Below are 21,717 nucleotides of genomic sequence, written 5' to 3'. Positions count from 1 at the left end.
CGACGCCTCAGTTGAGCGGACGCACCATCGACTGACTGCGCCAATAATCGAAAAGCGTCTCCACGCTGTTGACGCCGCCGCCCATGCCGCTCCTGTTCACACCGGCATACGGCACGCCGAGCGGAAACAGGTTGTGCGCGTTGATCCAGCTATTGCCGGCCACCATCGCCTCGGCGACGCGCGACGCACGGGTCAGGTCGCGGCTCCACACGCTGTTGGCGAGCCCGTAGTCGGTGCTGTTGGCGAGCTCGACGGCCTGCGATTCGTCCTTGAACGGCGCGAGGTAGGCCACCGGTCCGAAGATTTCCTCGCGGGCCGCGACGTTGCCGAGCGAACCCGCCATTAACGCCGGTTTCACGTAGAACCCACCGCGGCCGGGCACGCTCGCGACGCCCCCTTCGAGGACCGTATGCGCGCCCTCCTGGCGGCCACGCTCAAGATAACCGAGCACGCGCTCGCGCTGTTTCGCGCTGACGACCGGCCCCATCTGCGCGCCGGCGTCGAGCTGGTAGCCGATCTTCGTGCGCTGCAACGCGGCCACGCTCGCGTCGACGAAACGCTCGTAGATCGATTCCTGCACGAGCCAGCGCGTCGCATCGCAGCAGACCTGCCCCGAGTGGAACGTGATTGCGCGCGCCAGCTTGTTCGCCGTGTCCTCGATGTCGACGTCATCGAACACGACCGCCGCGCCCTTGCCGCCGAGTTCGAGCTTGCACGGCACGAGGTTGCGTCCGCAAGCTTCGGCGACGAGCCGTCCGACTTCGGGCGAACCGGTAAACGACATGCGGCGCAGTCCCGCATGACCGGCGAGCGCGGCGCCCGCCGTCTCGCCGTAGCCCGTGACGACATTGATCACGCCGTCCGGAAAACCGATCTCGCGGGCGAGCCGCGCCAGATAGATGGCCGACAGCGGCGTGTCCTCGGCGGGCTTGATGACGACGGTGTTGCCCGCCGCGAGCGCCGGCGAAATGTTCCAGCCGATCAGCACGAACGGAAAATTCCACGGCACGATAAAGCCGCATGCGCCCCACGGCTGGCGCGTGGTCCATGCTTCGTAGCCGGACACCGGCACCGCCGAGCGGCGCCGCACGTTCTGCGACAGGTTGTTGAAATAGCGCATCGTATCGACGAAGGTCTGCACGTCGCCCTGCGCCTGCTGCTCGACCTTGCCCGCGTCGAGCGCCTCGATCTGTCCGATGATTGCCTTGCGTTTCTCGACTTCGTCGGCGAGCCGGTGCAGCCATACGGCGCGCTCGTTGACCGGCATCGCGGCCCAGCCCGAGCGCGCGAAGGCCTCATTGGCGGCGCCGACCGCGCGGTCGACGTCGGCCGCGCTCATCGCCGTCACCGTCGCGAGCCGTTCGCCGGTGCCCGGATCGAGGGTCTCGAAGGTCGCGCCATCGGCCGCGGTGACGTCCCGGCCGCCGACCACGCCCGCCAGCACTTCATTGTCGAGAAAGCGTGAGACTTCGGGGAGCAGTTCCGTGAGCGGGGTAGTCAGGGTTTGCATAGTGCCTCCGTTACGAGTAATGGCGCCCCGCGAAGCCGACGCCCGTGCGCGCCCATGTTTCGGGTCCACGCGTGGCGCGGCACGGCGCCGGGCCATCCGGCAGCGCGGCGGCAGTGGCGGTCAAGCCGTAATCTTTTCGAACTTCTGCAGGCAGCGCAGCCCCGCCGGCGCGTCGACGCCGGGAAAGAGCGATGGCCACGCCGTATACGACACTTCGCCGACATAGATGTCGCCGTGCGAATCGACCGCGAGCCCATGTGGTCCGAGGAATTGTCCCGGCCCGGTTCCGGCGGCCGGCGTGGTCGTGATGCGCGCGAGCAGTTCGCCCTTGTTGGACAGGATGCTCACGCGCGGACCGAGATTCGGTGCGCCGCGATTGAATGCGTAATAAGGACCGGTCTCGCCGACATAACACAGCGGACACTTGCCGACCGGCATGTACATGCCGCAGGGCCGGTGCAGGTTGTGCCACTGCGTCTCGAAACGGCCGTTGCCGTCGAAGACCTGGATGCGATGATTCTCGCGATCGGCGACGTAAACCCAGCCGTTTTCGTCGCAGGAAATGTTGTGCGGCAGATTGAATTGCCCCTTGCCCGAGCCCGGCTCGCCCCACGAGCGCAGCAGCCTGCCGTCCGGCGAATACTGGTGGATGCGGCCATTGCCATAGCCGTCCGACACATAGATGTCGCCGCGCGGCGAGAGCGCGGTATGCGTGCAACGATTGAACGGCGTGCCGCTCATGTAGGGCGCCGGCTCTCCCGGAATGCCGATGGTCAGCAGCAGCTTGCCGTCGGGCGCGCACTTGCGCACGCAATGATCGTAGTCATCGGTCAGATACAGCATGTCATCCGGCCCGATATGGATGCCGTGCGCGTGAACGAACAGGTCGTCGCCCCACGCGCGCAGGAAATTTCCGGCGCGATCGAACACGATCACGGGATGCTCGCCGCGATGGAACACGAACACCTGGTCCTTGCTGTCGACACCCACCGCCGCCACGTCATGAAGCTGCCAGCCGTCCGGCAATTTCGCCCAGTCTTCCACGATCCGATAGGTGAATTCTCCGCTGCCTACGACTGCGTCGACTGTGCTCATGGGTTCGATTTCCTGTCTGAACGGCGCGTCGATTCGAGCGAGAGGACGCGCGTTCGCGATGGGCGTGTTTGCATGCGCGCGGCAGATGCCGCTCTTCGTCGCGGCGCGCGCCATATTGCTTGCCATGTCCAAGAATCACACGCTGCCGGAACGCGCGGCAAGACACTTTTTGGAACAGTGGCTATGACCATTCTCGACGGAAGGCCTGTCCATAACCCCGTCAATGGAAACCCTACCTTGATTATTGCGTGCGCGAGTGCGAGTCTGTTTTTGTCACACGCGCATGCCGAATCCAGCCGGCACGCATGCGGATCCGCTGGCGCGCCCCGTTCATCGAAGTCACGTCCCTGCTCTTCACGCGCAAGCATCTGTCCCGCACGGCATGGTGAGGAGACACACAATGCCCAAACGCCGCTTACCCTCCCTCAACGCGCTGCGCGCCTTCGAATCGGCCGCGCGCAACCAGAGCATGACCCGCGCCGCCGAAGAACTGTGCGTCACGCACAGCGCCATCAGCCGGCACGTGTCGAAGCTCGAGGATTACCTCAACGCGAAGCTCTTCGAGCGCGGTCACCAGCAGGTCGTGCTGACGAAGCGCGGGGCCGCCTATGCGTCGCGCCTGCAGATCCTGTTCGATCAGATCCAGGAGGCGACCGCCGAGTATTTCTATGCGCAGCCCGACAATGCGTCGCTGCGCATCGGCGTGCTGTCCACCTTCGCGATGCGCTTCCTGATTCCGCGTCTCGCGCGTTTCAAGAAGATGTATCCGGAGATCACGTTGCAGGTGGAGAGCGCGCATGAGCCGGTCTCGCCGAACGACGAGGACATCGACGTCGCGATCTGGCTCGGCACGGGCGAATGGCCGGGGCTCGTGTGCGAGCACCTGTTCTACGAGGAACTGATTCCGGTCGGCAGTCCGGCGCTGCTCGCGGGACACGAACTGAACACCGCCGACGATCTCGAACCGTTCCTGCTGCTGCACGCCGCCGCGCGCTACGACGACTGGCAGCGCTGGCTCAAGGCGAACGGCGCGACCCGCGTGGACGGCTACAAGGGACTGCGGCTCGAGTATTCGGGGCTCGCGTATCAGGGGGCCATCGACGGCCTCGGGCTCGCGATGGCGCAGACGATCTTCGTGCAGGAGGACATCGGCAACAAGCGTCTGCAGCCGGTATTCCAGCAGAGGGTCAAGACGGGGCGCTCGTATTACCTCGTCCATACCGAAATGAAATCGGGCCAGCCGGCGATCGTGCATTTCTCCGAGTGGCTGAAATCCGAAGTGCGCAAGACGGTCGCTGAAGTCGAATACGGCGAGCATGCCGACGTGCTTTAGCGGCGCGCGTCGATCTCTTCGCACCGCACGCGCGGGCGGATTGCCGTTCGCGCGCCGCCTCACCTTGCGCGCACGACAAGCCACCTCACACGCGCTGTTCCTTAATCTCGCTTGTGACGAACAGGCACCGGCACCTACGATGACACCAGTCCTCGCCGCGGCCTGTGCATAGCATCGTGTGCGGATGATCGCGGGCGGGGGGACCTCATCCGTCACAAGGAACATCATGAGCCTGACCGTCGAAGCCGCCCATCCGTTCATCGCCGCGCGAATCCATGGCCTGGATCTGTCGCAACCGCTCAGCGAAGAACGGATCACGGAGATCGAACAGATCAGCGGCCGCTACCCCGTGCTGATTTTCCCGCGGCAGTACATCGACGACGACCAGTTGCTGGCGTTTGCCGCCAACTTCGGCCCGCTGCAGGTGGCCGTGTCGTACACGACGCGGCCGGAGGACCATCGTCTCGCGCCGATGATCAACGACATCTCGAACCTCGGCAAGGACAACCAGACCTTCAGGGCCGGCGACCGCCGCCGCATGAACAACCTGACGAGCCGGCGCTGGCATTCGGACGCGTCGTATCTGCCACTGCCCGCGCGCTATTCGATGCTGCTGTCGTACGTCGTGCCGGCGCTCGGCGGCCAGACGCAGTTCGCCGATATGCGCGCGGCCTACGACGAACTGCCCGCGCACCTGCGCGCGGTGGTCGAAGACCTCGACTGCCACTACGACATCATGCAGTCGCGCGCGGCGGCCGGCTTCCACGATTTCCCCGACGAAGAGCGCCGCGCGCTCGCGCCGTGCATCCACAAGCTCGTGCGCACGCATCCGGTTTCGGGCCGCAAATCGCTGTACCTGTCGAGCCACGCGTCGCACGTGGTGGGCTGGCCCGAACCCGAAGGACGCGACCTGCTGCGCGAACTCACGGAGTTCGCCACACAGCCGCAGTTCGTCTACACGCACGAATGGTCGGTACGCGATCTGGTGATGTGGGACAACCGCGCACTGATGCATCGCGGCCGTCCGCATATCCCCGAAACGGACGTGCGCGAGATGCATCGCGCAACGACGCTCGACGATCTCACGTGGTCGCGCAAGGCGAAGGTCGAGACGGCGAGTGTGGTCTGAATGCGCTTGCCATACCGGTGCGGGCCGTCATGCATGCGAATACAGCGCCGCGCCGTGCATCGGCACGCGCGCGCGCAGGATCTGTCCCGACGCCGCTTCGGTGATGTAGAGCATGCTGTCGTCGCGCGGATCGAACGCCACGTTGGTCGGCTGCGCGCCCGCGCATGACTGCACCCGCGCGATCAGTTCGCCGAGTCGATCGAACAGCCATACGGCCGCCAGGCCGATATGCGCGACGGCGAGACCGCCGTCGTGCGCCGGCGCGATGCCGTCCGGCCCGGTGCCCCCCGACAACTGGATATAGTTGCCGACGCGCGCGACCGCGCCGTTGCCGGAGCCGTCGAGCGGCACGCGCCAGATCGCGTTGGCGCGCGTGACGGCCAGATACACCGTGTGTTCGTCGGGGCTCAACGCAAGCCCGTTCGGGCTCGGGATATGTTCGAGCAGACGTTCGAGCCGGCCGCCGGCGTGCAGCCGGTACAGCACTCCATAGGGGCGGTCCAATCCCGACTGGCCCTGGTCGGTAAACAGCAGGTCGCCCCGGCGATCGAAGAGCAGATCGTTCGGGCCGCGAAACGGTTCGTAGCCGTCCCGTTCGACAACCGGCTCGACGACGCCGCGCGCGGGATCGAGCACGAGGATGCCGCGCAACTGGTCGGCGATGAAGATGCGCCCGTCGCGATGAATCGCGAGTCCATTGGGCCGGCCATCGTACTGGCACGCGACTTCGAAGCGGCCATCGCGCCCGACGCGAAAAATGCGTCCATACGGAATGTCGACGCAATAGAGCTGGCCGTCGCGATCGAATGCCGGGCCCTCGAGAAACGAATCGCGCGCGACGCCAAAGCGCACTTCCGGTCGATCGACGACGCGCAGGCTGTCGGGCAGTCGCGCAAAGACTTCGGTCTGGATTTTGGGGACGCTGAACATGCCGGACACGCTCGCATGGCGCACGGACAGCCGCAAGAGACTTTTTTGCACGGCCTGCGTCACCTTTCACGTGACTTAATCTCGCTTGTCACGAGGCTGGCCGGCTGCCTAGCATCATCGCAATGCGTGCCGCGCCGAACCAGCAGGAGACGAACCGCGATGACGAGACGACGTGATTTTCTGGCCGCGCTCGCCGCGCCCGTGCTGCTCGGCGCCGGATGGCCGCGCGACGCGCACGCGGCCGACTATCCGTCGAGCCCCGTGCGCTTCATCAATCCGTATGCGGCGGGATCGGACGACGTGCAGGCGCGCATCGTCGCGAAAGCGCTTTCGAGGTATCTGAAGCAGCCCGTGGTCGTCGAAGCGCATCCCGGCGCGGGCGGCAACATCGCGGCCCACTACGTCGCGAATTCGGCGCCCGACGGCTACACGATGCTGCTCGGCATCAGCGCGATCTTCGAGGCCAATCCGCTGCTCTACCGCGAACCGGGTTTTTCGCCGGACGGCTTCCGGCATGTGAGCCTGCTGTCGGAGCAGCAGTTCGTGCTGGTCGTCAATCCTTCCGTGCCGGCGCGCTCGGTGCCCGAGCTGATCGAATACGCGCGCGCGCATCCGGGCAAGCTGACGAACGCGACCGCGGGCATCGGCAGCAACCTCTATCTCGCGGCGCTCGAATTTACGTCGAAAGCGCACGTGAACATCGAGAACGTGCCGTACAAGGGCGGCGCCGAGGATACGGTCGCGGTGCTGAGCGGATTCGCGGACATGGAGTTCGGCGGCGTGCCGAACGTGTTGCCGCACCTCGGCACCGGCAAGCTGCGCGCGCTCGGCGTGACGGGCCGGCAGCGCGTCGCGGTGCTGCCCGACGTGCCGACCATCGCGCAAGCCGGACTGCCCGGCTATGAGTTCGCGGTATGGAACTGCATCTCCGTGCCGAAGGCGACACCCGCTGCCGTCGTCGCGACACTGCACGACGCGGTCGTCAAGTCGATTGCCGAGGATGACGTCAGGCACAGCCTCGAACAGCTCGGCTTCACGCCGCTCAGCAGTTCGCCCGGAGAAATCGAGCGCCGCATTCAGGCCGAAGCGCCGATGTGGCGCGAACTCTTCAAGATGGCCGGCATCAAGCCGCAATAAACCGGCAGCCCGCGCCACCGCTCACGCGCGCACGCTCTCCGCGCGCCGTTCGCGCGTCCACGCCGGATCGTCCATCACGGTCGCGCGGTGCATCTCGCGCGGATCGGATTCCGGAATATGGCGGCGGCCGCGATGCATCAGCACGCGGTTGTCCCACATCACCAGATCGCGCACCGACCAGCGATGCGTATAGACGAATTGCGGGTGCGTCGCGTACTCCATCAGCTCGCGCAACAGATCGCGTCCCTCGGGAATCGGCCAGTCGACGATATGCGTCGCATGCCCGGACAGATACAGCGACTTGCGGCCCGAGACCGGATGACGGCGCACGAGCCGATGCTGCGACGGCGCGAGCTTCGCGCGCTCGTCGTCGGGAAACTCGGTATAGCCGCTCAGCATGCGCGCCCACAGGATGTTGTACTCGCAACTCAGATTCTCGACGACGGGACGCAGATCCTCCGGCATCTCGTCGTAGGCCGCGCGCATGTCGGCGAACTGCGTCTCGCCGCCCTGCTTCGCGACCGTATACGCGAGCAGGAACGAATAGCGCGCCGGGATCGGCTCATACGATGCATCGGTGTGCCAGCGTTTGCTGACGAAGGTGTTCATGCGGCGATGGTCGCCGCGCCGGAAGGTCTGGTTGTCCTTGCCCACGTTCGAGATGTCGGTGATCTTCGGCTGCAGGCGATGCTCGTCCTTGCGCGTCTGATACGACATGGCCGTATGCACCGGTCCAAAATTCGCGCTGAAAGCCAGCAACTGATCGTCGGTGATCTGCTGTTTCGGAAAGATCAGCACCGGGTAGCGTCCGCTCGTCTGCTCGATTGCTTCGACGTCTTCGAGCGACACGGGATGGCTCAGGTCCAGTCCATGAATGCGCGCGGCAAGCAGCGGGTGCACGACTTCGACGGTAAAACCCATATGTCCTCCTCGATCCCGTGGGGTGGGAACTCGCTGCGGCTATCGTAGAGGCCGGCGCGCCGCGCTCACAAGCTAATTTAGATCACACGGCCTGTGAGAAGGATGGACAGCAAGACCCGAGCGCAGGGGGGAACAAGGCAATGGCGCCGCGCTCACGACGGCTCGATGCCGGCATGCTCGAACACCTGGCGCCATTGCGCGCTTTCCGTTTCGATGCGGCGGCGCAGGTCGTCGCCCGAACCCGCCAGCGGTACGAAGCCGAGCTTGTCGAGATCGCGCCGCAGGTTCGCGTCCGCCATCGTTTTCGCCACGGCCGCGCGCAAGGTCCGCACGACGGAGGCGGGCGTCGCGGCGGGCACGGCCAGCGAACTCCACGCGGTGAAGTCGAACCCCGGCACGCCGGCTTGCGCGACCGTGGGCAGGTCCGGATAGAGCGGCGAGCGCTGCGTGCCGCTCACGGCGAGCGCGCGCAGGCGGCCGTCCTTCACGTACGGCGCGACGTTCGGGATGCCGCCGAACTCCATGTCGACGTCGCCGGCGAGCACGGCCAGCGTGTCGTCGGCGCCGCCCTTGTAGGGGACGTTGACCATTCCGATGCCCGCTTGCGTCATGAACAGCATGCCCGCGAGATAGAGCGCGCTGCCGGCGCCGGCGGTCGCGTTGGTCAGCTTGCCCGGATTCTTCTTCGCGTAGTCGATCAGCTCGCGCACCGTATTCGCCGGCACGCGCGGATTGACCACGAGCATGAACTGATGCTCCGCGAGCGGGCTGATCTGGGTAAAGTCGGCGAGCGGGTCGAATCCTGGATCGCGATACATGAGCGGGTTGACCTCGAGCAGGCTGTTGATCGCGAACAGCATCGTGTAGCCGTCGGCGGCGGCGTGCGCGGCATAGTGCGCGGCGATGTTGCCGCCCGCGCCGGGGTGTGCCTCGACCACGACCGGCTGGCCGAGACAGCGGCCCAGCGTGCGCGCGACGAGCCGCGCCTGCACGTCGTCCGAGCCGGCCGTGTACGGCAGCACGAGACGCACCGGCGCATCGGGGTAGCCGGCTGCCTGCGCGCACAGGCCCCAGCCGAGGCATCCGAACGCGGCCAGCGCGCCCAGCACATCCCGCCGCGAAATCATCGCGCGCCTCCTTGCGCTGCCGCGGCGTGCCGATGTGTGTCGATGCATGCCGCGGCAAGCGCTTCGTCTTCGTAATGGTCCGACGCGTCGATGCGCACGCCGTGCGCGCCGCGTCTGCTGCCGTGCAAACGGGCGTGCGCCATCGTAAGGCGCTGCAAGAAGGGGGACAGGCGCGTTTATGTCACGACCGATGTGCGATGACCGCATACCCGTTCGCGATGTATCGAAAGATCATGAGCGGCGTGCAAAAAAACCTCTTGCCGTCCAGCGCGCCGACATGTGATCTTCAGCGGGGAACAACCAGCCAGGAACTGCAAACCGGCTCGCGCATGGAAGCGGATTCATGCAGATCGAAGCGCGCCGGTGCACCCGACGGGGAACCGCATGACGATCTATCAGAAAGGCGATGTCTTCATCCACTATGAACAGCGTGGCCGCGGCTTTCCGTTGCTGTTGCTGCCGCCGGGCGGCATGCGCGCGACGATCGCCGACTGGCAGCGCATGGCGTTCAACCCCACCGAGATTTTTGGCGACGAGTTTCGCGTGGTCGCGCTCGACCAGCGCAACGCCGGCGCCTCGCGCGGTCCGCTGACAGACGGCAATCCGTGGGACCAGTACGCGGCCGATCACCTCGGATTGCTCAACCATCTCGGCATCGAACGCTGCCATGTGATGGGCTGCTGTATCGGCGCGTCGTATGCGCTGAACCTGGCCCGTCTCGCGCCCGAGCGCGTCGCCTCGCTGGTGCTGCAGCAGCCGATCGGCATCGACACAGCGAACCGCCGGACGATGCCCAATTCATGGCGGAAATGGGCCGACGATCTGCTCGCCGGAGGCGCCGGCTTCGCGCCGGCCCAACTCGAAGACTTCGGCCGGCGCATGTGGAGCGGTGAATTCGTGCTCAGCGTCACACGCGAATTCGTCGCATCGTGCAAGACACCGATGCTGATCCTGCCCGGCAACGACCTCGAACATCCGGCCGTGATCGCGCGTGAACTCGCCGAACTGGTCCCGCATGCGCTGACGGTCACCCCCTGGAAGGAACCCGCCGACGTCGTGCCCTCGGCGGTGGCCAGGGTGCGGGCGTTCCTGCGCGAGCACAGCCGCTAGCGCGTTCGCTGGCACGGTCGACGACGAAAAGCGTCATGTGCCGGCGGCTCACGCTCAATGCGCGTAGTAATGCATGCCGCCATCGACGGGAATCACGTCGCCGGTGATATAGCGTGCGCGCGGCGAAGCGAGAAACGCCGCGAGATAGCCGATGTCGATCGGATCGCCGAAATAGCCGATCGGAACATGGCGCGCGATGAAAGCCTGCTTCGATTCGGCGGTCGGATGCAGGCGCTGCGCGATCTGCTCGCTGTTGATGCGGCCGGGCGGAATCGTGTTGATCGTGATGCCGTCGGCGGCCACTTCGCGCGACAGACTCTTCGCCCACAGATGCAGCGCCGCCTTGGCCGGCCCGCTCGGATTCATGCCGCGCGGCTCCATCGAGCCGCTGATGTTGATCACCCGCCCCCATTTGCGCGCGCGCATGCCCGGCAGCGCCGCATGCGTGAGCTTGCGCGCCGCCGTGAAGTTGAGCGCGAACGCTTCGTCCCAGACGTCTTCGCCGCAGTCGAGCTCGGCGGGCCGCGAACCGCCCGCGTTGTTCACGACGATATCGACCTGTCCGAGCGCCGCGTTCGCTTCGGCGAAGATGCGCGCGAGATCGGCTTCGTCCGTCAGGTCGCCGACGATCGGAACCGGCCTCGGCGCGCCGCTCGCGGCGATGCTGTCGGCCAGTTCGTCGAGCAGCGGGCGACGGCGCGCGACGATCGCGCAGTGCACGCCCTCGGCGGCCAGCGCGCGCGTGATGCCGGTGCCGATGCCGACGCTCGCGCCGGTGACGAGTGCCGTGCGGCCGCGCAGTTCCAGATCCATGTCGTCCCCTTTCAAGTGGCTGATCGCGTGATCGCGTAATCGCGTAGAACCGGTGCATCGGTCATGGCGCCGATGCCGGTCCGCGCCGCTTCCTGATGCTAGGCGGTGTCCGAAGCGCGGCACAAGCGAGTTAAAGTCACGCCGCGCGTGACGGGCGTGGGCCTGCCGTCGCTGTGTGTTCCCGCTGTGTGTTCCCGCTGTGTGTTCCCGCTGTGTGTTCCCGCTGTGTTCCCTGTGTCCGCCGGGCAGACCGCATGCCGGCACCGGATGCTCTCCATCACACGGGCTGTGACTTAATCTCGCTTGTGGCATCGGGCCGCGCACGCCTACGCTAGCGCCATCTTGCAGAGCCGTCGGCGCCCCTGGCGCGGGCAAACACAGCGGACATCCACAGCAGAGGCACACATGAACTTCACGATCGAGGAAATCCAGCCGCCGATCGCGGCGCGTATTCACGGTCTCGATCTGCGCCAGCCGCTCACCGCGGAACTGGCGGAACAACTCGACCAGACGATCGCACGCTACCCGGTACTCGTGTTCCCCGCGCAGATGATCGACGACGACCAGTTGCTCGCCTTCAGCGAGAACTTCGGCCCCGTGCAGATTTCCGTTCAGTACACGACGCGCCAGAACGAACACCGTCTGCAACCGCGCATCAGCGACATCTCGAACGTCGGCAAAGACAACGAAACGTTCAAGGCCGGCGATCACCGCCGCATGAACACGTTCGTGAGCCGGCGCTGGCATTCGGATCAGTCGTATCAGCCGATCCCGGCGCGCTACTCGTTCCTGCTCAACTACTCGGTGCCCTCGCGCGGCGGCGAATCGCAATTCGGCGACATGCGCGTCGTGTACGACGCGCTGCCCGACGATCTGCGCGAAACGATCGAGGATCTGTCGGCGGAATTCGACATTCTCCATACACGTGCGCTGTGCGGCTTCACCGAGTTTCCGGAAGAGGAACGCGCGGCGCTGAAGCCCTCGATCCACCGGCTCGTGAAAACGCATCCGGTGTCGGGCCGCAAGGTGCTTTATCTGTCGGTGCATGCGTGCCGCGTCGTCGGCTGGCCGCTACCCGAAGGCCTCGATCTGCTGCGCGAGCTGATGGAGTTCGCAACACAGCCGCAGTTCATCTATACGCATCGCTGGACCGTGCGCGACCTCGTGATGTGGGACAACCGCACGCTGATCCATCGCGGCCTGCGCTATTCGCCGCCGACCGATCGCCGCGAAATGCATCGCGCGACCGTGATGGACGACCCGGCATGGAAGCGCGCGCCGTCGCCGGCGGACGCGGCGGCTTGAGCGGGTTGACGCGATTGCGTCGAAAGGTTCGACAGGAGACGATCATGCACAGCCTGCGCCGTGCCCTAGCCGTTCTGCTGTGCTGCGCGATCGGGGCCGGCGCGATCGCGCCCGCGCTGGCCGGATATCCCGATCATCCGATCCGCCTGATCCTGCTGTTTCCGCCGGGCGGCGAAACCGATCCCCTCGCGCGCGCCGTGGGCCAGGAACTCGGCAAGACGCTCCACACATCCGTCGTGATCGAGAACCGGCCCGGCGCCGCGGGCAATATCGCGGCCGCGCTCGTCGCGCACGCGCCGAAGGACGGCTACACGCTTCTGTGGGGGCTCGGCACGCAACTGACCGTCAACCCGCTGCTTTATCGCGACCTGTCGTTCTCGGTCGAGAAAGATTTCGCGCCGATCTCGCTGATGGCCGAATCGGGCTTCGTGCTCGTCGTCAATCCGAAGGTGCCGGCCAATTCGCTCGCGGAGCTGATCGCGTACGCGAAACAGCACCCCGGCAAGCTGAACGTGTCGACGGCCGGCGTGGGCAGCCCGCTGTATCTCGCGAACATGCTCTTCATGGCGCGTACCGGCACGAAGACCGTCAACGTCACCTATCCCGGCAACACGGCGTTGCCGGTGCTGACCGGCGAGGCCGATCTCGTGTTCGGCAGCCTGTCGAGTTCGCTCGGCTTCATCAAGGCGAACACGGTGCGGCCGCTGGCCGTGACGGGACCGAGTCGGCTCGCGCCGATTCCCGATGTGCCGACGATGACCGAATCCGGCGTGCCGGGCTATGTCATGACGACGTGGCACGCGCTGCTCGCTCCGGCCGGCACGCCGCAGGACGTGATCGACAAGCTGCACGACGGGCTCGTCAAGGCACTCGCCGCGCCCAGTATCCAGGCGTACGCGCGGGCGCGCGGCATCACCGTGGCGCCGAGCACGCCCGATCAACTACGCAAGCGCATCCGCGTCGAGACGGACATGTGGAGAAAGATCCTGAAGGATGCGGGTGTCGGCACGCTGAACTGATGCTTCACGGCAATCCGCTTTCAGCTTTCAACTGCTGCCCTGCGTACGTCGCCGGACCCGCCCGGCAACGCGAGAATGATCCTCGCGGGACACGCATCCCGCAAACGCGCCATCGCGCAAGCGCCGGTGACGAATCACGCACGAGAATGACCTGTTCGCTCCCGCACTCTCTCTCGCACGAACTCCGCGAAAGCGCACGTGAGACGCGACGGTGGCTGCCGGTCGGACGTCACGACACCGTATTCAAACGGGATCGCAGGCGCAAAGTCATGGACGGACACATCGTCCGTCAGATAGTCGGTGGACACCGGATCGACGATCGACACCCCAGCGCCTCGTGCCACGAACGTCGCTATCGCGGCCGATAACTGGCACTCCGCGCTCATCACGCGTTCGATCTTCCGCGCGGCGAAGATATCGTCGACGATGCGGCGCGTGTCGTATTCGCGCGGAAACGAAATGAACTTCTCGCCGGCCAGGTCCTCGGGAACGATGACCCGTTTGCGCGAAAGCCGGTGCCCCTTGGGCAGGATGCATTTCATATCGGCGCTGAACAGCGTCTCGAGCCGCACCCCCGGCTGCCACGTCGTGTAGGTCACGAATCCGATGTCGCACTGCTCGCTCGCCACGAGCTCTCCGACCAGCCTCGTCCCGTAAATGAGCAGCGACACAGTCACCCCTTCGTGTGCGTGGGTGAAATCGGTAATCCACTCCGGCAGCAGATTCAACGCCAGCGCAGGCGCCGCCGCGATGTTCAGCGACCCCCTTGTCAGCGAGCGAATCTGCTGCGCCGCGTGCGCGATACGCTCGACGCCGACAAATGAGCGCTCCACTTCCTGATAGAGCAGCAACGCGTCCGAAGTGGGAAATAGCCTGCCTTTCTCGCGTGTAAAGAGGACGAAGCCGATTTCCGCCTCCAGATCGAGGATCAGGCGTGTCACGGCGGGCTGCGTGATGTGCAGCATTTCCGCTGCCCGCGTGATCGATTGCCGCAGGATCACCGCCCGGAACGCCTCGAGCTGCCGGTTTTTCATTCCCTACCCCATAACATTCAGGCATTGCTTTTAACAAATTTCTGATTTGACCGCATCAATTCGGCGCACAAAACTGTCTCCATCGGCGGATCAAGCCGGATAAACAGCAGCATAACATTTCGATATCGATGGAGACTTCAATGCGCAAACATATCGTCCCGATCATGCTCGCCGGTGTTCTTGCCGCCGCGCAGGCCCACGCTGAAACGACGCTGTACGTCGGCGCGTTCGGCGGATCCTTCGAACAGCTCCTGCGGCAAAAGATCATTCCGCCGTTCGAGAAGGCCAACGACGTCAAGGTGGTCGTCGTTCCGGGCGACTCCACGACGACCATGGCGCGGCTTCAGGCGCAAAAAGGCAAGCAAAGCCTCGATGTCGCGATTCTCGACGACGGTCCGATGTATCAGGCGATCCAGCTCGGCTTTTGCGACACCCTCACCGATGCGCCGGTCTACCAGAACCTGTTCGACGTAGCCCGCTTCAGGAGCAACAAGGCGGTGACGTTCGGGCTGAATGCGACTGGTCTCGTCTACAACGAACGCCTGTTTGCCGCGAAGGGATGGGCGCCGCCGACCTCGTGGCACGACCTGGCCGACCCGCGCTACAAGGGTAAGGTCGCGTTTCCCACCATCAGCAACGGCTATGGTCTGCAGACACTGATCGTGCTCGCCCGTCTGAATGGCGGCGGCGAGAAAAACATCCAGCCCGGTTTCGACGTAGTGAAGACATCGATCGCGCCGAACGTGCTGTCGTTCGATCCATCGCCGGGAAAAATCTCCGAGCTGTTCCAGACGGACAGCATTGCGCTTGCCGCATGGGGTGACGGCCGCACCCAGGCGCTGCGCAACCAGGGCGTGCCGGTCAGGTTCGTCGCGCCGAAGGAAGGCGCGGTCGTACTGGGTCTGAGCATGTGCCCGGTCAAACACGACGCGCCGAACGATCTCGCCCAGAAGTTCATCCAGTTCTCGTTGTCGCCGGAAATCCAGGCGCTTTACGCGGACGAAGAAGGTGTCGCTCCGGTCAACAAACTCACCCGGTTGACGCCGACGGTTGCCGCGCGCGTGGCCTCTCCGGATGCCGTCGCGAAGATGCTGAAAGTCGACTGGAACGTGGTCAACGACAAGCGCGCGACGTGGACGCAGCAATGGAACCGTGACATAGAACGCTGACCGGCTGCCGGTATCCGAAGGCGGCGGGCGACGCCCCCAAGGTGCATTTCCGTCGTCGCTACAGCAATTCCAGGGTCTAACCAGGTCATGACTTATTTACGGATCGAACGCCTGAACAAGCAGTACGGCGAGACTGTCGTGGTCGACAGCCTCAGCATCGACGTCGCGCGCGGGGAGTTCGTCTCGCTGCTCGGCCCCTCGGGCTGCGGCAAGACGACGACCTTGCAGATGATCGCCGGCTTCGTCGAACCCACGGCCGGCGACATCAGCCTCGAAGGCCGCTCGCTGGTCGGCACGCCGCCCGCGAAGCGCGGCCTCGGCATCGTGTTCCAGAGTTACGCGCTGTTTGCTCACATGACGGTCGCGGAGAACGTCGAGTTCGGGTTACAGATGAGGCGCGTCGAGCGGGCCGCGCGCAAGCGCCGGTGCGTCGATGCGCTCGAGCTGGTTCAACTCGGCCGCCATGCATCGAAGTACCCGCGCGAACTGTCCGGCGGGCAGCGTCAGCGAGTCGCGCTCGCGCGTGCGCTGGTCATCGAGCCGCCGTTGCTGCTGCTCGACGAGCCGCTGTCCAATCTCGACGCGAAACTGCGCCACGACATGCAGGCGGAATTACGCGCCATCCAGCGGAAGGTCGGCACGACCACCATCATGGTCACGCACGACCAGGCTGAAGCACTGGCAATCAGCGACCGCGTCGCGCTGCTCAACCAGGGCACGGTGGTCCGTTTCGATACCCCGACCGGCGTCTACGACGATCCCGGCAGTTTCTTCGCCGCGGACTTCATCGGTCGTGCGAATGTGTTGCGCGGACACGTGACCTACGACGGCGTGGCGCGGGTGTTCAAGGTGGGGCCCGCGAGTTTGCCGCTCGACGCGCCGCATGCCTGCGGCGAATACGCGTTTTCGCTGCGGCCCGAGCGCATCGAGCTGGTCGCAAGCGGCGCGGGACACGTGGACGGCCGGGTCAGCGCGTGCGCGTTTCACGGCAACTGCTGGTCGGTCAGCGTGCACACCGATATCGGCGAGCTGCAGGTGCAACTGGCGAACGGTGGCGGCCACGTGGCACAGGTCGGCGACCCGGTCGGCCTCGACTGGTCCAGCACCGCGCTGCGTCCGCTCGCACCGCACCCCGCCGGGGCGCCGCAATGAGCGCCGCCCGCCCCATGATCCGGCCGCTGCGGGCGAACGCAACGCGCAACAGGCTGCCGAACGGCCCGCTCCTCGTCGCGCCGGTAACGCTCCTCTTCGCCTTGCTGCTCATCGTGCCGATGGCGCTCGTCGGCGTACTGAGCCTGCAAGGCTTCGACGCGGCCTCGGGCGGCATGCTCGACGTCTACTCGTGGCATAACTACGCGCAGATCGTCGCCGATCCGTACTATCACGAGATATTCCTACGCACGTTCGGACTCGCGCTCAGCGTGACCGCCGGAACGATCGTGCTGGGCGTACCCGAGGCCTGGTTCATCTTCCGCATGTCGGCTCGCTGGCGAGCCTTCTTCCTGATTCTCACGCTGGGGCCGCTGTTCATCTCAGCCGTCGTGCGCACGCTCGGCTGGTCGATCCTGCTGGACGGTCAGGGCGTCGTCGCGCGGCTGCTCGTCGGGCTGCATCTGGTCGACGCGGCGCCGCAGATGCTGTTCTCGTTTCCGGCCGTGGTGATCGTGCTGGTGCACGCACTGGTGCCCCTGATGGTGCTGTCCGTCTGGACCTCGCTGCAGAGCATCGATCCGCAGATCGCCAATGCGGCTATTTCGCTCGGCGCCGGCCCGCTCACCGTCTGGCGCCGCATCGTCCTGCCGCAGACCGCGCCCGGCATTCTGTCCGGCAGCCTGATCGTGTTCGCACTGAGCGCGAGCGCATTCGCGACCCCCGCGCTCATCGGCGGGCGGCGCCTGAAAGTCGTCGCGACGGCGGCCTACGACGAGTTCCTGCACAGCATGAACTGGCCGATGGGCGCGGCGATCGCGCTCTGCCTGCTCGTGCTGAATCTCGGCGTTATCGCGCTGTACAGCCGCGTTATCGAGCGACGCGTGAAGCGTCGCCTGGGAGAGGCCGCATCATGAATCGCAACGGTCCTATTGCGCTAGGCTTCCATGCCGCGTTCACCGTATTCCTCATCGCGCCGCTCGTGATCGTCTGCCTGGTCGCCTTCACGCCGGGCAATCTGATCAGCGTGCCGACCATTCATTTTTCGACGCGCTGGTTCAGCGCGCTCATCGACAACCCGGATTTCACGCAGGCGTTTGCCAACAGTCTGTGGCTCGCGACGCTCTCCGCCACCTTCGCGGCGATGCTCGGCGTGCCGGCCGCGCTGGGGTTGACGCGCTATCGCTTCGCCGGTCGCGACACGATCAATTCGCTGCTGCTCTCGCCGCTGATGATTCCGCCCGTCGTGATCGGCGTGGCGTTGCTGCAACTGTTCACGCGCATCGGCGTGTCCGGATCGTTCGTCTCGCTCGTGATGGCGCACGTGATGCTGGTGTTTCCGTACTGCCTGCGGCTCATCATGGCGTCGCTGGTCGCGACGACGCGCGATGCCGAGCACGCCGCCGTCTCGCTCGGCGCCAATGCATGGACCACCTTCCGGCGCATCACGTTGCCGGCGTTGATACCGGGTATTGCCGCCGGCTGGGTGCTGGGTTTCGCAAGCAGCTTCGACGAACTGACCGCAACGATCTTCATCGCGGCGCCGACCACGATCACGCTGCCGGTGCGCATCTACATGAGCATGACTGAAACCGTCGATCCGATGGTCGCGGCGGTCGCCACGGTGATCATGGCCGTCACGCTCGGCCTGATGTTCGCGCTCGACCGGCTCGTGGGGCTCGACAAGGTTCTGATGGGGAAGCATTGATGAAACGGGAATATGACTTTGCGATCGTCGGCGGCGGTCTGGTCGGCATGGCGATCGCTTATGGGCTCGCGAAGCGCGGCCAGAAAACGATCGTGCTCGATGGAGAGGATTCCAGCGTGCGCGCCGCGCGCGGAAACTTCGGCCTGATCTGGGTCTCGGGCAAAGGCAGGAAGCAGGTCGACTACGGCCGCTGGTCGCTCGAATCCGCGCTGCTGTGGCCGGCGTTCGCCGCGGAGCTGGAAGAAGCATCGTCGCTCAATCTCGGCTACTCGCGCGCGGGCGGCATCAGCATCGCGATGACCGACGACGCGCTGCAAGGCAGCGTGGATACGCTGCGCCAGTTACACGCGCGGGATGCACGTCTCACCTATGACGTCCTCGACCGCCGGCAACTGGCCGAACGCATCCCGGAGATCGGCCAGAGCGTGGCCGGCGCGGTCTACTCGGAAAACGACGGCCACGTGAGCCCGCTCTACACGCTGCGTGCGCTGTTCCTCGCATTCGCGCGGGCCGGCGGCGACTACGTGCCGGAGGCGCCGGTGCAGTCGATCGAACGCGCGAACGGCGGCTTTCGCGTCGACACCGGCAAGCGCACGCTCGAGGCCGGGCGCGTCGTGCTGTGCGCGGGTCTCGGCAACCGGCAACTCGCGCCGATGGTCGGACTCAGCGCGCCGGTCGTTCCGCTGCGCGGCCAGATCCTCGTGACGGAGCGCGTGCGTCCGTTTCTCCGGTACCCGACGCTCTCCGTGAGACAGACGGCGGAGGGATCGGTATTGCTCGGCGAATCCGCGGAAGACGTCGGCATGAACGATGGCGTGACGCCCGAGATCGTCGCGCACATCGCCCGCAAGGCCGTCACGCAGCTCCCTCTGCTGAAAAACGTTCGGGTCGTGCGCGCATGGGGTGCGCTCCGCGTGATGACGCCCGACAGCATGCCCGTCTACGAAGAATCGGTCACGCATCCCGGTGCGTTTATCGCCACCTGCCATAGCGGCGTGACGCTCGCGGCCGCGCATTGCGAATTGCTCGTGGCGTGGCTGCTCGGCGGTCAACGTCCTTCCCTTCTGGACTACTTCTATGCAAAACGTTTCGCTGTTTAGTCGGATCGACGGTGCCCCGACCCGCACGGTGCGGATCGTCGTCGACGGTCGCCATGTGGACGTGCCGGAATACGTCAACGTGGCAGCCGCGCTTCTGTATGCCGGAGTCGGCGTCTTCCGTCACACGCCGGTGGGCGCGGCGCCGCGCGCGCCGTATTGCATGATGGGCGTGTGCTTCGATTGCCTCGTCGAAATCGATGGCCTGCCGAACCAGCAGGCCTGCATGGTGCGCGTGCGCGACGGAATGGAAGTCAAAGCCATGGCTGGCGCGAGGGCCCTCGTATGACGATCGAAACGGCGGACCTCGTGATCGTCGGCGCGGGCCCGGCCGGCATGGCGTGTGCGCTCGACGCGGCGCGGGCGGGCCTCGACGTGCTGGTTCTCGACGAAAACCCGCTGCCGGGCGGCCAGATCTATCGCAACGTCGGCCGCTCGCCGCTGCCCGACGCGGCCTTGCTCGGCGACGACTACACCGACGGCGCGGAGCTGGTCGCGCGCTTCGCTAAAGCGCCGCTGCGCTACTGGCCCGACACACTCGCGTGGCAAATCACGCGCGCGCTGGAAATCAGCTTCACACGTCGCGGCGACGCCGCGGCAAGCGGACAGATACGGGCGAAAGCCGTGGTCATCGCCAACGGCGCCTACGAACGGCCGTGCCCGCTGCCGGGCTGGACGCTGCCTGGGGTCATGGGAGTGGGCGCCGCGCAGACGCTGTTGAAATCGTCAGCCATGCTGCCCGCTGGGCCGGTCGTGCTGGCGGGCAGCGGACCGCTGATGTATCTGTTTGCGTGGCAGCTCATTCAGGCGGACCGAACGCCGGCGGCGATCCTCGATACGACGCCCGCGCGCAACTACTGGCGCGCGCTCGCGGAGCTGCCCGGCGCGTTGCGTACACCCGCGTATCTGGCGAAGGGCCGGCGCTTGCTGAACGCGATCCGGCGCAGCGGCATTCCGCACATTCGCCGGGTGACAGGGCTTTCAGTGGCAGGCGATGGGCGCGCGGAATCGGTGCAATACACCGCGAAGGGGCGCACGTCGAGGCTCGCGGCGAGCGTCGTCCTGCTGCATCAGGGCGTTGTGCCCAACGTGCAGCTCACCCGCTCGATCGGCTGCGATCATCGCTGGGACGAAGCCCAGCTTTGCTGGCATCCGTGCACCGATGCATGGGGCGAAACGACGGTGCCGAACCTCTTCATTGCGGGTGACGGCGGCGGCATCCAAGGCGCAATCGCGGCCCGCACGGCGGGTGCGCTGACCGCGCTGACCGTGTCGCATCGGCTTGGCGCGCTGAGCCGCGATGCGCGCGATGAGCAGGCTGCGCCGTTGCGGCGGCAACTCGACCGGCACCGCGCGGTGCGCCCTTTCCTCGACACGCTCTACCGTCCGGCCGACACATTTCGCCGCCCCGCCGACGAAACCATCGTCTGCCGCTGTGAGGAAGTCAGCGCCGGCGACATCCGGGCAATGGCCCGTCTCGGCTGCACCGGACCCAACCAGAGCAAGTCGTTCTCCCGCTGCGGAATGGGGCCATGCCAGGGACGTCTATGCGGGCTGACCGTCGCCGAACTGCTCGCCGAAGTACACGCGAAACCCGTGGCGGACATCGGCTACTACCGTATCCGGCCGCCTATCAAACCGGTGAGCCTCGGCGATCTCGCCGCGTCTCATACCCCCGATCTCAACGCGGCACAACCCACGGAGTTCGTACCCAAATGAATGCGTCCCCTATCGTAAGAACCGCCGGCAATGCGCGCATGAGCAAGATGGTGCGCGCGGGCAATCTTCTCTTTCTCGCTGGACAAACGTCGTCTGGCGCCGCGCATGCGCGCACCATCGAGGAGCAGGCCTCCGAAGCGCTCGGACGCATTGATGCGTTATTGCAGCAGGCGGGCAGCAGCAGGCAACGGCTGCTGTCGGTCACGATCTATCTGAAGGATATGGCGCTGTTCGACCGAATGAACGCCGTCTGGCAAGACTGGATCGATCCCGAACACCTGCCTGTCCGCTGCACGGTGCAGGCGACGCTCGGATTGCCGGAGTTGCTGGTGGAGTTCAGCGTGACGGCCGTGGCCTGACGACATGCCGGTCTCGTGTCCGTTCCGGTGGAGTGTATTCGCCGCCGGATACG

General features: G+C 65.7%; 21 protein-coding genes. 14 read left to right on the top strand and 7 right to left on the bottom strand.

The features are described 5' to 3' along the window. Positions 1-7: 7 nt before the first annotated feature. Positions 8-1,510 carry an aldehyde dehydrogenase family protein gene (locus QM685_RS19665; RefSeq protein WP_415118378.1) on the bottom strand — a complete coding sequence of 501 codons (1,503 nt, stop codon included), beginning with the start codon at positions 1,508-1,510 and terminating at the stop codon, positions 8-10. Positions 1,511-1,630: 120 nt separating this feature from the next. Next, positions 1,631-2,605: a peptidyl-alpha-hydroxyglycine alpha-amidating lyase family protein gene (locus QM685_RS19660; protein WP_415118376.1), complete on the bottom strand. Its 975-nt coding sequence runs from the start codon at positions 2,603-2,605 to the stop codon at positions 1,631-1,633. Positions 2,606-3,005: 400 nt separating this feature from the next. Between QM685_RS19660 and gcvA the strand changes: the two genes are divergently transcribed. Together gcvA and QM685_RS19650 are read left to right on the top strand one after the other, a co-directional pair. Beyond that, a complete protein-coding gene (gene gcvA / locus QM685_RS19655) occupies positions 3,006-3,938 on the top strand; it encodes a transcriptional regulator GcvA (protein ID WP_415118374.1) in 933 nt (310 codons plus the stop codon). A 226-nt stretch (positions 3,939-4,164) separates the two neighbouring features. Next, complete coding sequence (locus QM685_RS19650) at positions 4,165-5,067, top strand: TauD/TfdA dioxygenase family protein (protein WP_415118372.1); 903 nt, start codon at positions 4,165-4,167, stop codon at positions 5,065-5,067. A 27-nt stretch (positions 5,068-5,094) separates the two neighbouring features. Here QM685_RS19650 and QM685_RS19645 read toward each other — a convergent pair whose 3' ends face one another. Continuing rightward, a complete protein-coding gene (locus QM685_RS19645; protein WP_415118630.1) occupies positions 5,095-5,997 on the bottom strand; it encodes an SMP-30/gluconolactonase/LRE family protein in 903 nt (300 codons plus the stop codon). Positions 5,998-6,156: 159 nt separating this feature from the next. Between QM685_RS19645 and QM685_RS19640 the strand changes: the two genes are divergently transcribed. Next, positions 6,157-7,134 (top strand): Bug family tripartite tricarboxylate transporter substrate binding protein, encoded by a 978-nt coding sequence (locus QM685_RS19640; RefSeq protein WP_415118370.1) that lies wholly within the window; start codon positions 6,157-6,159, stop codon positions 7,132-7,134. A 21-nt stretch (positions 7,135-7,155) separates the two neighbouring features. Here the strand turns inward: QM685_RS19640 and QM685_RS19635 are convergent, their stop codons facing one another. Both QM685_RS19635 and QM685_RS19630 read right to left on the bottom strand, forming a co-directional pair. Then, the gene (locus QM685_RS19635) at positions 7,156-8,055 is read right to left on the bottom strand and encodes a TauD/TfdA dioxygenase family protein (RefSeq protein ID WP_415118368.1); all 900 of its coding nucleotides are present in this window, start codon (positions 8,053-8,055) and stop codon (positions 7,156-7,158) included. 152 nt (positions 8,056-8,207) lie between these two features. Beyond that, positions 8,208-9,182, bottom strand: coding sequence for a Bug family tripartite tricarboxylate transporter substrate binding protein (locus tag QM685_RS19630; protein WP_415118366.1), 975 nt, complete (start codon positions 9,180-9,182; stop codon positions 8,208-8,210). A gap of 384 nt (positions 9,183-9,566) precedes the next feature. Here QM685_RS19630 and QM685_RS19625 point away from each other — a divergent pair, with 384 nt between their 5' ends. Continuing rightward, positions 9,567-10,292, top strand: a complete 726-nt coding sequence (locus QM685_RS19625) for an alpha/beta fold hydrolase (RefSeq protein WP_415118364.1) — start codon at positions 9,567-9,569, stop codon at positions 10,290-10,292. A 54-nt stretch (positions 10,293-10,346) separates the two neighbouring features. On the opposite strand, the gene QM685_RS19620 is transcribed toward QM685_RS19625, so the two are convergent. Beyond that, positions 10,347-11,105 carry an SDR family NAD(P)-dependent oxidoreductase gene (locus QM685_RS19620; RefSeq protein WP_415118362.1) on the bottom strand — a complete coding sequence of 253 codons (759 nt, stop codon included), beginning with the start codon at positions 11,103-11,105 and terminating at the stop codon, positions 10,347-10,349. A 405-nt stretch (positions 11,106-11,510) separates the two neighbouring features. Here QM685_RS19620 and QM685_RS19615 point away from each other — a divergent pair, with 405 nt between their 5' ends. Both QM685_RS19615 and QM685_RS19610 read left to right on the top strand, forming a co-directional pair. Continuing rightward, on the top strand, positions 11,511-12,410 hold the full coding sequence (locus tag QM685_RS19615; protein WP_415118360.1) for a TauD/TfdA dioxygenase family protein: 900 nt from the start codon (positions 11,511-11,513) through the stop codon (positions 12,408-12,410). Between the two features lie 44 nt (positions 12,411-12,454). Next, a complete protein-coding gene (locus QM685_RS19610; RefSeq protein ID WP_415118358.1) occupies positions 12,455-13,429 on the top strand; it encodes a Bug family tripartite tricarboxylate transporter substrate binding protein in 975 nt (324 codons plus the stop codon). 134 nt (positions 13,430-13,563) lie between these two features. On the opposite strand, the gene QM685_RS19605 is transcribed toward QM685_RS19610, so the two are convergent. Continuing rightward, complete coding sequence (locus QM685_RS19605; protein ID WP_415118356.1) at positions 13,564-14,463, bottom strand: LysR substrate-binding domain-containing protein; 900 nt, start codon at positions 14,461-14,463, stop codon at positions 13,564-13,566. A 140-nt stretch (positions 14,464-14,603) separates the two neighbouring features. On the opposite strand from QM685_RS19605, the gene QM685_RS19600 reads away from it, so the two are divergent. The 8 genes from QM685_RS19600 to QM685_RS19565 all read left to right on the top strand — a co-directional run bounded on the left by QM685_RS19600 (position 14,604) and on the right by QM685_RS19565 (position 21,664). After that, positions 14,604-15,632: an ABC transporter substrate-binding protein gene (locus tag QM685_RS19600; RefSeq protein ID WP_415118354.1), complete on the top strand. Its 1,029-nt coding sequence runs from the start codon at positions 14,604-14,606 to the stop codon at positions 15,630-15,632. An 87-nt stretch (positions 15,633-15,719) separates the two neighbouring features. Next, a complete protein-coding gene (locus tag QM685_RS19595; protein ID WP_415118352.1) occupies positions 15,720-16,784 on the top strand; it encodes an ABC transporter ATP-binding protein in 1,065 nt (354 codons plus the stop codon). Then, on the top strand, positions 16,781-17,698 hold the full coding sequence (locus QM685_RS19590; RefSeq protein WP_415118350.1) for an ABC transporter permease: 918 nt from the start codon (positions 16,781-16,783) through the stop codon (positions 17,696-17,698). The genes QM685_RS19595 and QM685_RS19590 overlap by 4 nt, the downstream gene beginning before the upstream one ends. Further along, positions 17,695-18,489 carry an ABC transporter permease gene (locus QM685_RS19585; protein ID WP_415118348.1) on the top strand — a complete coding sequence of 265 codons (795 nt, stop codon included), beginning with the start codon at positions 17,695-17,697 and terminating at the stop codon, positions 18,487-18,489. The genes QM685_RS19590 and QM685_RS19585 overlap by 4 nt, the downstream gene beginning before the upstream one ends. Beyond that, positions 18,486-19,589 (top strand): NAD(P)/FAD-dependent oxidoreductase, encoded by a 1,104-nt coding sequence (locus QM685_RS19580; protein WP_415118346.1) that lies wholly within the window; start codon positions 18,486-18,488, stop codon positions 19,587-19,589. Before QM685_RS19585 ends, QM685_RS19580 begins: the two co-directional genes overlap by 4 nt. Beyond that, positions 19,567-19,875: a (2Fe-2S)-binding protein gene (locus QM685_RS19575; RefSeq protein WP_415118344.1), complete on the top strand. Its 309-nt coding sequence runs from the start codon at positions 19,567-19,569 to the stop codon at positions 19,873-19,875. Before QM685_RS19580 ends, QM685_RS19575 begins: the two co-directional genes overlap by 23 nt. Beyond that, positions 19,872-21,305 carry an FAD-dependent oxidoreductase gene (locus QM685_RS19570; protein ID WP_415118342.1) on the top strand — a complete coding sequence of 478 codons (1,434 nt, stop codon included), beginning with the start codon at positions 19,872-19,874 and terminating at the stop codon, positions 21,303-21,305. Before QM685_RS19575 ends, QM685_RS19570 begins: the two co-directional genes overlap by 4 nt. Continuing rightward, entirely contained in the window at positions 21,302-21,664 is a 363-nt protein-coding gene (locus QM685_RS19565; protein ID WP_415118340.1) for a RidA family protein, read from the top strand. The genes QM685_RS19570 and QM685_RS19565 overlap by 4 nt, the downstream gene beginning before the upstream one ends. Positions 21,665-21,717: the final 53 nt, after the last annotated feature.

The organism is Paraburkholderia sp. (assembly GCF_047605525.1).
Lineage (GTDB): Bacteria > Pseudomonadota > Gammaproteobacteria > Burkholderiales > Burkholderiaceae > Paraburkholderia.
Note: the sequence above shows the minus strand (reverse complement) of the source record. Positions and strands in the feature narration are given on the sequence as shown.

Excerpts from the sequence above, each read along its gene's own strand:
- QM685_RS19665 (WP_415118378.1), bottom strand. The coding sequence starts at position 1,510 with ATGCAAACCCTGACTACCCCGCTCACGGAACTGCTCCCCGAAGTCTCA.
- QM685_RS19660 (WP_415118376.1), bottom strand. The coding sequence starts at position 2,605 with ATGAGCACAGTCGACGCAGTCGTAGGCAGCGGAGAATTCACCTATCGG.
- gcvA (WP_415118374.1), top strand. The coding sequence starts at position 3,006 with ATGCCCAAACGCCGCTTACCCTCCCTCAACGCGCTGCGCGCCTTCGAA.
- QM685_RS19650 (WP_415118372.1), top strand. The coding sequence starts at position 4,165 with ATGAGCCTGACCGTCGAAGCCGCCCATCCGTTCATCGCCGCGCGAATC.
- QM685_RS19645 (WP_415118630.1), bottom strand. The coding sequence starts at position 5,997 with ATGTTCAGCGTCCCCAAAATCCAGACCGAAGTCTTTGCGCGACTGCCC.
- QM685_RS19640 (WP_415118370.1), top strand. The coding sequence starts at position 6,157 with ATGACGAGACGACGTGATTTTCTGGCCGCGCTCGCCGCGCCCGTGCTG.
- QM685_RS19635 (WP_415118368.1), bottom strand. The coding sequence starts at position 8,055 with ATGGGTTTTACCGTCGAAGTCGTGCACCCGCTGCTTGCCGCGCGCATT.
- QM685_RS19630 (WP_415118366.1), bottom strand. The coding sequence starts at position 9,182 with ATGATTTCGCGGCGGGATGTGCTGGGCGCGCTGGCCGCGTTCGGATGC.
- QM685_RS19625 (WP_415118364.1), top strand. The coding sequence starts at position 9,567 with ATGACGATCTATCAGAAAGGCGATGTCTTCATCCACTATGAACAGCGT.
- QM685_RS19620 (WP_415118362.1), bottom strand. The coding sequence starts at position 11,105 with ATGGATCTGGAACTGCGCGGCCGCACGGCACTCGTCACCGGCGCGAGC.
- QM685_RS19615 (WP_415118360.1), top strand. The coding sequence starts at position 11,511 with ATGAACTTCACGATCGAGGAAATCCAGCCGCCGATCGCGGCGCGTATT.
- QM685_RS19610 (WP_415118358.1), top strand. The coding sequence starts at position 12,455 with ATGCACAGCCTGCGCCGTGCCCTAGCCGTTCTGCTGTGCTGCGCGATC.
- QM685_RS19605 (WP_415118356.1), bottom strand. The coding sequence starts at position 14,463 with ATGAAAAACCGGCAGCTCGAGGCGTTCCGGGCGGTGATCCTGCGGCAA.
- QM685_RS19600 (WP_415118354.1), top strand. The coding sequence starts at position 14,604 with ATGCGCAAACATATCGTCCCGATCATGCTCGCCGGTGTTCTTGCCGCC.
- QM685_RS19595 (WP_415118352.1), top strand. The coding sequence starts at position 15,720 with ATGACTTATTTACGGATCGAACGCCTGAACAAGCAGTACGGCGAGACT.
- QM685_RS19590 (WP_415118350.1), top strand. The coding sequence starts at position 16,781 with ATGAGCGCCGCCCGCCCCATGATCCGGCCGCTGCGGGCGAACGCAACG.
- QM685_RS19585 (WP_415118348.1), top strand. The coding sequence starts at position 17,695 with ATGAATCGCAACGGTCCTATTGCGCTAGGCTTCCATGCCGCGTTCACC.
- QM685_RS19575 (WP_415118344.1), top strand. The coding sequence starts at position 19,567 with ATGCAAAACGTTTCGCTGTTTAGTCGGATCGACGGTGCCCCGACCCGC.
- QM685_RS19570 (WP_415118342.1), top strand. The coding sequence starts at position 19,872 with ATGACGATCGAAACGGCGGACCTCGTGATCGTCGGCGCGGGCCCGGCC.
- QM685_RS19565 (WP_415118340.1), top strand. The coding sequence starts at position 21,302 with ATGAATGCGTCCCCTATCGTAAGAACCGCCGGCAATGCGCGCATGAGC.